Below are 12911 nucleotides of genomic sequence, written 5' to 3' on the forward strand. Positions count from 1 at the left end.
CTTAAATTCTTCTGAGTACTGTGTAGCCATGTATTACTCCTCCAATCTTTAACTTTAATAATAAATCTATATTAAGGATTATTCCATATCTAATTTGTACTATTTACATTCTAACATCAATAGGACCAGCAGGCCGTTTTGCTATTTCTGGAGGTGAACATCCATGGCAACCACACGCCTGATGCCCCTGTACACCGGCAAAGGCCGCACGGTGGGGCAGGCTATCAGCGCCATCATCGACTACACCGAAAATCCGCAAAAGACGGACGGTGGCAGACTGATTATAAGCTGGCAGTGCGACAGCAGAATCGCCGACGCCGAGTTCCTTTTCGCTAAAAATCAATACACCCAAAAGACCGGCAGAGTGCGCGGCGAGGATGATGTGATTTATAGTGGGATTTGCAATGACAACATTTATCTAAATAGCTCAAATTTTCACAGGACGGGCGACAGATATAGATGGCATTATTACAAACATTGCAGGTACTTTAGTAGGATATCTAATTGCATACTGGTTTACAGATATCTTTACAAGAAGAATAGTGAAAAATTCAAAAAAGAACGACTTTTACATAATATGTGCATCTGTAGCACTTATTATGTTCTTCCTTCAACCATTTATTTCATCTTTGTTATGGAAAATGGTTCTGTAACTTCAAATCTCACTCTACGTAGCGTAGAAACCACAAAATTCACCATATTCTACGTTACGTGGGTGTGATTGGAAATCAAATTATGGGGTAATCAAATCAGAGAGGAGAAAAACAGATTGATCAAATTATTATCAAAAAATATGAGGTGCGTACATTAGATATAAATGATGTAGATGCCCTCAAAGCAATTCTTTTTGGCAAAAGAATGGATTTTATATCATTTCGGAAAAAGAGTACAATGTTATGGAATTGACATTATAAATTCAATTTTGTGGATTTTATAGCAGTTTGCACGACAGGTATACTTTTCTACAGGTATTATCGAAAAGAATTGATTGTCAGTACTAAGAAATATCCAAACTTCCTGAAGCGAAGCACTTAAGACATTTCAGATGATTTAATAATTCACCAGTATCTTTGTAAAAAGAAAAAAGTGCAGATATGATATTTATGTTACATATCTGCACTTTTTTGAAATTTATAATTGGGTGACAATGCATGTGGTATCGCGATTAATTAATACTAGCGTAATAACCTTATGAATTGGTGTGGTCAAAACAACAGGTTTTCTTTTCTTTCGTTCATTCATCTGTTCGACTAATATCTCCATAGCGGTTTCGGCTATTTTATCAATTTGTTGTCCGACAGTACTGGTAGGAATGACAGCTTCATTGGAGATTGGAGAATTATCAAATCCAATTATTTGATAATCTTCTGGAAGTGAACCATATGATCGAATTAGTGAATTTAAAAACATGTTGGCATATGTATCATTGGCAAGAAAGATTCCTTTTCGTTTTCCCTTATAAGCATTATCCAAATATTTGGCAATTTCTTGAATAGATTTTTGATTATCTTCATAAGAGTTTCCTAAATCTTTAAGAAGTAATTCATAGGAAAGATTACAATCTCTACAAATATCAACAAAACCTTGAATACGTCCATACGCGGGGATATATTTAGGAACATTTACATTTATATGAATATATATATCGCAATTACATTTCTTTAGGAGACTTGTCGCCTGAACACCACCCATATAGTTATCAGTATTGACGCTGTTTGTATATTCATCTTCCCGTTCAATAGTGACAATAGGAATGTTATAGGAGGCCAGTTCTTTAGAAGGAATGGTATGACTTAACACAATCATTCCCTCAATGTTATAAGCTAATAATTCCTTAATGTACTGCCGTTCTATAGCTTCATTTGAGTTTCCGGAAAAAACAAGAAATTTGTATCCAAATTTTTCGTAAGACGAAAGAATTTGGTTAAGCATCTCAGAATAGTAGTGCAGATACAGATTTGGAACAATAATACCAACAAATTCTGTTTTCCCGCTTGCAAGTATCTTTGCAACTTTATTTTCTTTATAATCTAGATCAATTAATGCCTGTGCAATGATTTCCTGATTTTTTAAAGTAAGTGAATCCGGATTATTAAAATACCGTGAAATAGTAGTCTTTGAAAAATTAGTATATCGTGCAATGTCATCAAAAGTTACTTTCTTTTTGATCATGATAGTCAACTCCTTTATTGTTCTATATTATAACAAATTCGAAATTGTTATTCAATCAAAAAATAACCGGTTACTTTACTGGTTGTGCATATTTGCTAAATATTTACTAGCAATATTTGTCTAAAATAATGAAAAGTTGTACCTTGACTTCTAAAGTGATAAAAGATATAATAAAGAAAAGAAACAAAGTAACCGGTTACTTTACCGGTTACAACACATAACAAGAAATGGAAGGGGTATGAAAAGTGGAAGCGAAAAAAAACTTAACAAATGGAAAACAAACAATGAAGCAGAAACTGTTGTATGTCAGGAAAAACTGGCAATTGTATGTATTCTTCCTGATGCCGGCACTTGTAGTTACGATTATTTTTAAGTATTTGCCGATGGGTGGAATTCTTATGGCGTTTGAAGATTATAATGTACGTCTGGGAATTTTAGGAAGTGAATGGGTAGGACTAGATTATTTCAAACGTTTTTTATCCTCACCGGATTTTATGACCTATTTATTGAATACGTTAAAGTTAAGTTTATATGGTTTATTATGGGGATTTCCAATGCCAATCATATTGGCATTGCTATTGAATCAAATTCGTAGTGTTGGTATTAAGAAAAAAATTCAGCTTTTGATTTATGCCCCTAATTTTATTTCAGTTATCGTTTTATGTGGTATGGTAAGAATGTTTTTATCTCCAGTAGGACCACTCAATCAAATTTTGGGAACATCAACAAACTGGATGACGATGCCGAAGGCATTTCGAACAATCTACATTGCTAGTGGTATATGGCAAGGCGCAGGGTGGGCTTCCATCATGTATACCGCCGCCTTATCAAATGTAAGTAAAGAGTTAGAGGAAGCTGCTATGCTTGATGGTGCAAATATTTTGCAGCAGATATGGTATGTACAGCTTCCCGCTATTAAAAATATTATTGTGATTCAATTCATTCTTTCCGCGGGAAATATTATGAGCGTTGGATTTGAAAAGGCATATGCGCTTCAAACAGGAATGAATCTGCCAACGTCAGAAATTATTTCAACATACGTATATAAGATCGGTTTATTGAATGGTGACTATGGTTATTCTACAGCAGTGGGTATATTTAATTCCATCATCAATGTGATTTTATTGCTTGTTGTAAATGGAATTGTATCAAAATTAAACGATGGAGAAGGATTATAGAGAGGAGGAATACAATGAGAGCACAAAAAAACAAATCAAAAGCAATAAAAAGAAGTACAATTGACAGAGTCATTCTTTTTCTGGGTTATAGTATGTTAGGATTATTTACAATAGCAATTGTTATTCCGCTTGTGTATGTTGTCATAGCCTCTTTTGTGGATCCAAATGTACTGAATAATCAGGGAATCAGCTTTCGCGTGAGTGATTGGTCACTGGAAGCATATAGAAGAGTGCTTGAAGATAAAATGATATGGCGGGGATTTGCAAATTCTTTCTTTTACTCCATTACAGCAACGGCAATCTCTGTTTTCATTACACTTCTTGCAGCTTATCCAATGTCTAAAAAAGATTTGGTAGGTAGAAAGTTTTTTAATGCATTATTTGTTATTACTATGTTTTTTGGAGGAGGATTAATTCCTACATTTATTCTGATGAATAAGCTTCGTCTGGTTAATACAATATGGGCAATTTTGTTACCAGGTGCATTTAATGTATGGAATATGATATTGGCAAGAACCTATTATCAGTCTGTTTCAAGTGAATTAAGGGAAGCTGCGCAGATTGATGGGGCAAATGAGATACAGTACTTCTTCCGGATTTTACTTCCTCTTTGTAAACCAATTATTGCAGTTCTGGCATTATGGGGATTTGTTGGAATGTGGAACAGTTACTTTGATGCTATGATCTATTTAAATGATGCTGATTTGCAGCCGTTACAGTTAGTACTTCGTTCCATTTTGGTACAAAATACACCTCAATCAGGAATGATTGCTGATATTCAAAGTACCGCAGAAATGGCAAAAATGGCAGAATTACTAAAATATTCAACGATTGTAGTATCTAGTATTCCACTTCTTGTGATGTATCCATTTTTCCAAAAATACTTTGACAAGGGTGTTATGGTAGGTTCAATTAAAGGGTAAAAATAGTAGGAAGGAGAAAACGCAGATGAAAAAAGGAATAAAGAAAACAATTTGTATGTTACTGACTGCTATTAGTTGCATATCATTAGTTGGTTGTGGAGAAACGGCAGTAGGGCAGGCAGATATCGATCCCAAGACTCCGATAGAGAAAGTTGCTTTCCCATTATCTGAAACAAAAGAATTGTCATTTATTACGAATGCACCTGCCAGAACAGAGCAGGATCCAAATAAAAGAACGATATTTATGAGATTGGAAGAACAGACGAATGTACATATTAATTGGACATGTTTTGTATCCGATCAATTTGGAGATAAGAAAAACCTGGCTTTAGCACAGTTTGGAGCATTACCTGACGGATTGTTTGTAGCAGGAATGAGTGACTATGATTTGCTTCGCTATGCAAAACAGGGAATTATCATTCCTTTAGAGAACCTGATTGATAAATATATGCCGAATTTACAATCTGTTTTTGAAAAATATCCGGAGTACAGGGTAATGTGTACCGCTCCGGATGGACATATATATTCTTTCCCATGGATTGAGCAGCTTGGAGCAGGAAAAGAGGCCATACAGGCAATCGGTGATATTCCATACATAAACAAGAAGTGGCTGGATTATCTAGGGTTAGAAATGCCAAAAACAACAGATGAATTAGAAGAAGTTTTGATTGCTTTTCGTGATCATGCAAAAGAACTGCAACAAGAATTTGATATTACAGGTGGCGTGATACCAATGTCCTTTATTATTAACAATGGAGATCAGGATCCGGCTATTTTAATTAATGGATTTGGCGAAGGATATGGAGACACAGGTGACCATTTTGCAGTAACAGATGAAGGAAAGGTAATTTATACCTCCGTACAGGAAGGATATAAGGAAGGGATTAGCTGGTTGCATCATTTGGTAGAGGAAGATTTGGTGGATCCAGAGGCTTTTACGCAAGACTGGTCTACTTATGTGGCAAAAGGAAAGAATCACAGATATGGATTATGCTTCTCCTGGGATATTGCTAATATTGATAATTATGAAGATTATGTAATGCTGCCGGCACTTGCAGGACCTGAAGGTCTTGTAAACATAACAAGACAGAATGGTAGTGAAACAAGTGGATTTGACAGGGGACGTTGTGTTCTGACTTCAAATTGCAGAGATACAGCACTTGCAGCTGCGTGGATTGATCAAATGTACAAACCTATGCAGTCTGCACAGAATAACTGGGGTACTTATGGTGAGGAAAATAGTGATAATATTTTTGAAATGAGTACAAATGCGGATGGAGAACCAATGTTAAGACATATGGATCTTAGTGGCAAATCTCCGGTAGAAATTCGTGAGAACCAGTCGGTCAATGGACCACTTGCTATTTTGAATGAGTACTACAACGTGTATGTAACAGAACCTGATGACGCAAAATGGCGTCTTGATAATATGCATGAAACTTATCTTTCTGATATGAACAGCAAATACGTATTTCCAAATGTTTTTATGAGTATGGAGGATACAAACAGAGTCTCACAGCTCGATACTGATATTAAAAAATATGCAGAACAAATGAAAGCAAGTTGGATTTTAAATGGTGGAATTGAAGAAGAATGGGATAGCTATCTGCAAAAAATGGAGGACTATGGACTTTCAGAGTATCTGGAAATTAAACAGAAATATTTTGATGCATATATAGAGTCATTATCAGATGAAAATTAATACAGAGGTGATAAACATGAGTGAAATGGTAGAAAAAGCTAGAAACTATGAAATAGAAGAAAGTATGAAAATAGCACAGGATAACAGACCGGTATATCATTTTTCAAATCCGGTTGGCTGGATGAATGATCCTAATGGTTTTTCTGACTATAAAGGGGAACATCATTTGTTCTTTCAATATTATCCTTATGCAACACATTGGGATTCTATGCATTGGGGACACGCAAAAAGTGCGGATTTTATCAAGTGGGAATACCTTCCTGTAGCATTGGCACCAGATAAGGACTATGACAATTTTGGCGTATTTTCCGGTAGTGCGATTGAAGATGGAGAAAAGCAGATACTGATTTATACAGGTGTAGAAGAAAAAGCAGCCCCAAATGGGGAAAAATGCATCCGCCAGAATCAATGCATTGCTATAGGAAATGGTGTTGAATATGAAAAAATTGCAAATAATCCGGTTGTGACTGCGGACATGTTGCCAGAAGGCAGTAGTTTGGAAGATTTTAGAGATCCAAAAGTATGGAAGGAAAATGGAAAATACTATATGGTTGCTGGAAGCCGTCATGGTGACGGAAGTGGTCAGATTGCGTTGTTTTGTGCAGAAAATCCGGAAAAATGGGAATTTGCAGGAATTTTAGACCGTAGTGAAAATAAGATAGGAAGGATGTGGGAATGCCCGGATTTTTATCCTTTAGATGGAAAACAGGTTCTTATGATTTCGCCACAGGAAATGGAAGCAGAAGGATTGGAATTTCACAATGGTAACAATACAGCATTTTTGATTGGAAACTATGACAAAGAAATGCTGAAGTTTATGAGAGAAAAAGTACAGTGCGTAGATTATGGACTTGATTTCTATGCACCACAGACTATGGAGACAGAGGATGGAAGAAGAATTTTGATTGGCTGGATGCAGTCATGGGATAATCCAATGTATCCTGATACTCAGAGATATTCTGGTATGATGACTATTCCGAGAGAGTTATCAATTAAGGGCGGAAGAATTTGTCAGATGCCTGTGCGTGAACTTGAAAAATATCGCAGCAATGTTATAAGTTACGATAATGTCTGTATTCACGAGGAGACAGAATTGGAAGGTATTAGTGGAAGAAGTATCGATCTGCAAATAGCTCTTAAAGGGAATGAATATGGAAAATTTAAAATAAAACTGGCTGCGGATGAAAAGCATTATTCAGAAATAATCTATGACAGAGATGAAAAAACACTTACATTTGACCGTACCCATTCTGGGTTTAAGAAAGATACGATAAGCACACGCAGTATGTATGTCTCAGATAAAAAAGATGTGATAAATCTTAGAATTTTAGTAGACAGATTTTCTGTAGAGATATTCGTAAATGATGGGGAACAGGTAATGACCTCGCTTATTTATACACCGGTAGATGCTTATGGAATTCGTTTTGCAAGTAATGGAAAGACATATTTGGATGTAATCAAATATGATATTGAGGTGAAGTAATGGGAAAATACAATGTTGTAGCAATGGGCGAATTACTCATTGACTTTACACAAAATGGATATAGTGAACAAGGGAATCCGATTTTTGAAGCTAATCCGGGAGGAGCTCCATGTAATGTGCTTGCCATGTTGCAAAAACTCGGAAGAAAAACGGCTTTTATTGGTAAAGTTGGTCAGGATGGTTTTGGATTACAGTTGGAGAAAGCCTTAAAGGAAACCGGAATTTCAACAGAAGGTTTGTGCTTTGATAAAGAAGTACATACAACTTTGGCAGTTGTACAAAAGAAAGAAGATGGAGATAGGGATTTTTCTTTTTACAGAAAGCCGGGAGCGGATATGATGCTTCGCACGGAAGAAGTGAAGGAAGAACTGATACGAAATGCAAAGATTTTTCATTACGGCTCTCTTTCTCTTACGGATGAGCCGGTGAGAACGGCAACTGTGAACGCCATTGAGACAGCTGAGAAAGCGGGTGTTTGGCTTTCTTTTGACCCGAATTTGAGAAAGTCTTTGTGGGAGAGCGAGGAACTGGCAAAGGAACAGATCCGATATGGATTGGATCATTGTCATATATTGAAAATATCCGATGATGAGCTTGTATGGTTTACTGGCGAACAGGATTATGATAAGGCTATACAGAAGCTTCGGGTAGAATTCCAGATTCCTCTGATTCTTTTATCGTTGGGAAAAGACGGCAGCCGTGCTTATTGCGGAGAGGAGAGGGCAGAGATTCCGGCATTTCTAAATGAAAATACGATTGAAACGACCGGTGCGGGAGACACCTTTATGGGCTGTATGTTGCATCAGATTTTAAAGAATGGATATCAAAATCTGAGCAGACAGGACATGGAAGAAATGCTTACATTGGCCAATGCGGCCGCCTCTATCATCACCACTAGAAGAGGCGCACTTCGGGTCATGCCGGAGAAAGAAGATATTTTAAAACAAGTCCATACTTTTAAGGGAAATATCTAATTGTTAAGTAAAAGCATCTCTTTGGAGGATATGGATTTATCTGAATTCAAAGTAAAAGCGACATATGAGCAGATAAAGGCATATGTATTTGAGCAGACAGGACTTAAGGTTTCATCACTGTATATCGCACAGATTAAGAAGAAGTGTGGATTGGATGTCGATGAGAACTTCAATCTGGCTAAATCAGAGAATGCCAGACAGCCTAAGTGTACACTAGAAAAGGAAGATGCGATTATGCAGGCATTTAGGCATTGTGGAATCATATAGGTTGTGGATAAACAGCATCATGTGTTAAAAATATAGTAAAGTATGGGAAAAAGGACATTCCGGAACTGTAGATTTTACAGGTCAGGGGATGTCCTTTTTGCTGATATGGAAGTGTTCAATGGACAAGATAATGATACTGAGAGATATTAAGACTGATAGGAATGATATCTATCTTATCTATTGTTACTTGTTCTGGTTTCTCCATTCTCGCGGAGAAACACCATAAATATTTTTAAAAGCACGGGAAAAATGAAGCTGATTTTCGTATCCGACAGCAGAGCCGACATCTGCAATGGATAATGAAGTCAGCTTTAATAATTCCGTAGCCTTTACCATGCGGTAGTTCATAAGAAATTCCTGCGGGGAGCGGCCGATCGAGTTGCGAAAGATTTTTCCGAAATAACTCCGGTTGATGCCGCATACCGCAGCGATATCTTCAATCGAAATATTATTCTGAAAATTCTGTTCAATATAATTGATCGCTTCTTTTATGTAATAATCACTCATGCGTCCGCTGGAGACCAGCTTTGTCGATTTTGCTGACTGTAGCAGATAATCTAAAAACAGATACAGATGCCCGATGAGATGAAAGGAAGATTCCTGTGGATGATTGACAATATAAAGCATTTCATCGGCAAGTTTTTTCCGCAATTCTTTGGAGTGGGAATGATAAATGGGCGCGTCTTTGCACAAATCTGTGACACTTAAAGCCTCTTTTACACGTAATCCGTCAAATTCAATCCACATATATTCCCACGGAAGCTGTTCATCGGCAATGTAAGTGTTGATCTGACCGGGAAAAATCATAAACCCCTGTCCGCTTTTTACAGAATAGGTCCGTGTTTCACCTTTGGAATTGTCTGCCATGAGTGTTCCAGTTCCGGAAAGAATGTAGTGAAACAGGTAGTGGTTGCGTGTTGCAGGCCCGAATGAATGTCCGGGATCACACTGTTCATATCCAAACTGATACATGCACAGATCGATAAAATTTTCATTTGGAAAAATATTAAAAAATGTATTGCTCATAAAATACTCCTTATATACCAAAATGCGTTATTAGTATCTATTATAACACAAAATATTGCATTTTGGTATAAAATTAAAAAAATTTAGGTATTTAAGGACGCATAAAGGTATGTTATAATTGAATTATCAAAAAGGCAAGTGGATATATTTAAGAAAAGGAGAGATGAATATGGCAAAAAGAAATATTTTTCGTGGTCTTGCGGCTGTGCTTGCACTTGGCATGTGCATGACAGGACTCGCTGGATGCGAAAGCGAAAAAAGGGCGGATGGAAAAACGGAGATTGAAGTGGTTTCCTACAAACCAGAAGCAGTTAAGGCATTTGAAAAAATTGAAAAGCGGTTCAATGAAACACATGATGACATTCATTTGACGATTTCATCTCCAAATGAAGCAATGACCATTTTAAAGACACGTTTTATCCGGGAGGATTATCCGGATATCATCGCAATCGGAGGAGACATCAACTATTCCAACTTTTTAGATGCAGATCTGTTTGATGATATTTCCGATCTGGATGAAGTCCAAACCGTAAAACAGGCATATCTGGATATGGATAAGGAACTGGAGTTTATTCCAAAGGATGGCACGTATGCACTTCCATATGTGGCAAATGCGGCAGGAATTTTATATAACAAAGATCAGTTTGAGAAAAATGGCTGGAAAGTTCCGACCACCTGGCAGGAATTTACCACACTGTGTGATGAAATAAAACAGAGTGGAACACTTCCGCTGTATCTGGGTTTTAAAGATACCTGGACATGTCTGGCTCCGTGGAATGCACTGGCAGTCGGACTTACCGATTCGGATACCTGCAATCAGGTAAATATGGGAAATACCACATTTTCCGATACGTATGGACCGGTAGCAGAAAAGATGCGTGCGCTTTTGGATTACGCCGAAAAAAATCCGTATGCATACGGTTATAACGATGCCTGTACAGCATTTGCTCGTGGGGAAGCTGCCATGTATCCGATTGGAAGCTATGCGATCCCGCAGATCAAATCGGTCAATCCGGATATGAATATTGGCTCTTTTACATTTCCTGCAAATGATGAGGAATCAGACAATGTATTAAATTCAGGAATTGATTTACAGTTTTCTGTGATGAAAGCATGCAAAAATAAAGAGGCTGCATATGAAGTTTTAAAATATCTGTATGACGATGAGACCATTCAGATTTATCTGGATGATCAGGGTGGAATTGCCTGCAAGGATGGGGATTTCGCAATTCCGGAAACACTTGAGGATATGCGTTCTTATATTGAAAACAACCGTATGGCAGATTTCCAGGATCACCATTATCCGAGTGAGATGAGCGTGGATGCCATGGTGCAGACGTTCCTGTTGGATACAAGCGACAATGCACAGGAAAAGTTTTTGAAAAAATTTGATTCCGACTGGAAGCGCTATAACCGGGATCTGATTTGGAAAGTACAGGATTATCAGAAAGAACAGGGGGATGCACAATGAAAAAGAAAATGTCAAACAGGGACAAAACATTCTGGGCGGTTATCATACCGGTTGTGATCTTATTTTTTGCATTCAATACACTTCCAATGATCAAAGGTGTGATTTACAGTTTTACCAATTATAAAGGATATGGAACTTACGATTATGTCGGGTTCCGAAACTATGCAGATCTGTTTACGGATTCCCGAGTAGGAAAAAGCTATTTGTTTACGTTTAAATATGCACTGGCAGGAACGATACTGGTAAATGTGCTAAGTCTGATCATGGCAGTTGGATTAAACAGTGCAATCCGTTTTAAAAGTGCACTGCGCGGTATTTATTTTGTACCGAACATTTTAGGAGGACTTGTCATCGGCTATATTTTTAGTTTTATTTTTACTTACATTCTTCCAACTGTGGGAAATGTGTTTCATATTGGATTTTTACAAAACAGTATTCTTGCAAGTGAAAAATACGCATGGATTGGTGTGCTGATTGTTAGTTTATGGCAGGCAGTTGCCATGAATACCATTATTTATATTTCCGGTCTGCAGACCGTCCCGGAGGAAGTTTACGAGGCGAGTATGCTTGATGGAGCAAGTAAATGGAAACAGTTCTGGAAAGTAACATTTCCACTGGTTATGCCGTTTGTAACAATCAATCTGGTATTGAGCACAAAGAATTTCCTCATGGTATTCGACCAGATCATGTCATTGACCAAGGGGGGTCCGGCACAGAGCACCGAATCCATCTCTTACCTGATTTATAAAAATGGTATGGATGGCGGACAGTTTGGATTCCAGAGTGCAAATGCAGTCATTTTCTTTATTGTGATTGTGGCAATTTCACTTTTCCAGATGACAGTAATGAATAAGAAGGAGGAGCAGTTATGATGAAAGAAAAACATAAAACAAACTGGGTACTTACGATTGTTCTGACTTTGGGAACGGTTACGGTATTTTTCCCACTGTATATGGCAGTGATCATAGCATTTAAGAAACCAAGTGAGATGACCAACGATGTGGCGGGGGCACTTTCTTTCCCGAAACAGTGGAGTTTTGAAAACTTCCATCAGGCAATGGAAGTGACCGATTTCTGGCACTCTCTTGGAAACAGTTTACTGATCACTCTGGTAACGATCGTACTGGCGATTCTGATCCACTCGATTGCAGGCTATGTGATCGGGCGCGGTATGGCAAGAAGAAAAAGTTTCCGTTTTATCTATCTGTATATTGTCAGTGGTATGTTTGTTCCGTTTTCCATCTTAATGATGCCGCTGGTAAAACAGACGGCACACATGGGACTTGGAAACCGTGCGGGTGTCATCCTGCTGTATTTGGTATTTTACATGCCGATGAATGTTCTGCTTTACAGTGGATATTTAAAAAATATCCCAGAAGCACTCGAAGAAGCAGCTGATATTGATGGGGCAAGCACCTGGACGACTTACTGGAAAGTGGTATTCCCGATGATGAAACCGATGCATGCGACGGTTGCGATCCTGACAGCCCTTGGAACCTGGAACGATGTTATGACACCACTTGTAATAATGTCTGGAACCGGACAGAATACGCTGCCACTTGCACAGCTTAACTTCCAGACACAGTTTGGAACCAACTACAATCTGGCGTTTGCCTCCTATATTCTGGCGCTGATCCCGATCCTGATCTTTTATGTGATCTGCCAGAAACAGATTTTAAATGGTGTGGCAAACGGTGCAGTCAAAGGATAAAGAA

At 37.8% G+C, this 12911-nt stretch carries 11 protein-coding genes and 1 pseudogene; 10 read left to right on the forward strand and 2 right to left on the reverse strand.

The genetic code is table 11. The features are described from left to right. Positions 1–163 precede the first annotated feature (163 nt). Positions 164–388: pseudogene (locus KQI85_RS15185) on the forward strand (relaxase); the annotation flags it as partial. A gap of 743 nt (positions 389–1131) precedes the next feature. Here KQI85_RS15185 and KQI85_RS15190 read toward each other — a convergent pair. Beyond that, entirely contained in the window at positions 1132–2172 is a 1041-nt protein-coding gene (locus KQI85_RS15190; protein WP_216576889.1) for a substrate-binding domain-containing protein, read from the reverse strand. A 284-nt stretch (positions 2173–2456) separates the two neighbouring features. Here KQI85_RS15190 and KQI85_RS15195 point away from each other — a divergent pair, with 284 nt between their 5' ends. From KQI85_RS15195 to KQI85_RS15220, 6 genes are read left to right on the forward strand one after another with little or no spacing between them, the layout of a single operon-like run. Continuing rightward, positions 2457–3350, forward strand: a complete 894-nt coding sequence (locus KQI85_RS15195) for an ABC transporter permease subunit (protein WP_216576918.1) — start codon at positions 2457–2459, stop codon at positions 3348–3350. A 14-nt stretch (positions 3351–3364) separates the two neighbouring features. Continuing rightward, the gene (locus KQI85_RS15200) at positions 3365–4273 is read left to right on the forward strand and encodes a carbohydrate ABC transporter permease (RefSeq protein ID WP_216576890.1); all 909 of its coding nucleotides are present in this window, start codon (positions 3365–3367) and stop codon (positions 4271–4273) included. A 25-nt stretch (positions 4274–4298) separates the two neighbouring features. Beyond that, entirely contained in the window at positions 4299–5975 is a 1677-nt protein-coding gene (locus KQI85_RS15205) for an extracellular solute-binding protein (RefSeq protein WP_216576891.1), read from the forward strand. Between the two features lie 16 nt (positions 5976–5991). After that, the gene (locus KQI85_RS15210; RefSeq protein ID WP_216576892.1) at positions 5992–7458 is read left to right on the forward strand and encodes a glycoside hydrolase family 32 protein; all 1467 of its coding nucleotides are present in this window, start codon (positions 5992–5994) and stop codon (positions 7456–7458) included. After that, positions 7458–8432: a carbohydrate kinase gene (locus KQI85_RS15215; protein ID WP_216576893.1), complete on the forward strand. Its 975-nt coding sequence runs from the start codon at positions 7458–7460 to the stop codon at positions 8430–8432. Before KQI85_RS15210 ends, KQI85_RS15215 begins: the two co-directional genes overlap by 1 nt. A 30-nt stretch (positions 8433–8462) precedes the next feature. Then, positions 8463–8699: a 23S rRNA methyltransferase gene (locus tag KQI85_RS15220; protein ID WP_216576894.1), complete on the forward strand. Its 237-nt coding sequence runs from the start codon at positions 8463–8465 to the stop codon at positions 8697–8699. A 183-nt stretch (positions 8700–8882) separates the two neighbouring features. On the opposite strand, the gene KQI85_RS15225 is transcribed toward KQI85_RS15220, so the two are convergent. Continuing rightward, complete coding sequence (locus KQI85_RS15225) at positions 8883–9725, reverse strand: AraC family transcriptional regulator (RefSeq protein ID WP_216576895.1); 843 nt, start codon at positions 9723–9725, stop codon at positions 8883–8885. Between the two features lie 169 nt (positions 9726–9894). Here KQI85_RS15225 and KQI85_RS15230 point away from each other — a divergent pair, with 169 nt between their 5' ends. The 3 genes from KQI85_RS15230 to KQI85_RS15240 are packed head-to-tail and all read left to right on the forward strand — an operon-like array spanning position 9895 to position 12907. Then, a complete protein-coding gene (locus KQI85_RS15230) occupies positions 9895–11196 on the forward strand; it encodes an ABC transporter substrate-binding protein (RefSeq protein ID WP_216576896.1) in 1302 nt (433 codons plus the stop codon). An 8-nt stretch (positions 11197–11204) separates the two neighbouring features. Then, a complete protein-coding gene (locus KQI85_RS15235) occupies positions 11205–12068 on the forward strand; it encodes a carbohydrate ABC transporter permease (protein WP_371820681.1) in 864 nt (287 codons plus the stop codon). Beyond that, the gene (locus KQI85_RS15240) at positions 12065–12907 is read left to right on the forward strand and encodes a carbohydrate ABC transporter permease (RefSeq protein WP_216576898.1); all 843 of its coding nucleotides are present in this window, start codon (positions 12065–12067) and stop codon (positions 12905–12907) included. The genes KQI85_RS15235 and KQI85_RS15240 overlap by 4 nt, the downstream gene beginning before the upstream one ends. Positions 12908–12911: the final 4 nt, after the last annotated feature.

The sequence above is a fragment of the Falcatimonas sp. MSJ-15 genome (genome assembly GCF_018918265.1).
Classification (GTDB): Bacteria; Bacillota; Clostridia; order Lachnospirales; family Lachnospiraceae; genus Falcatimonas.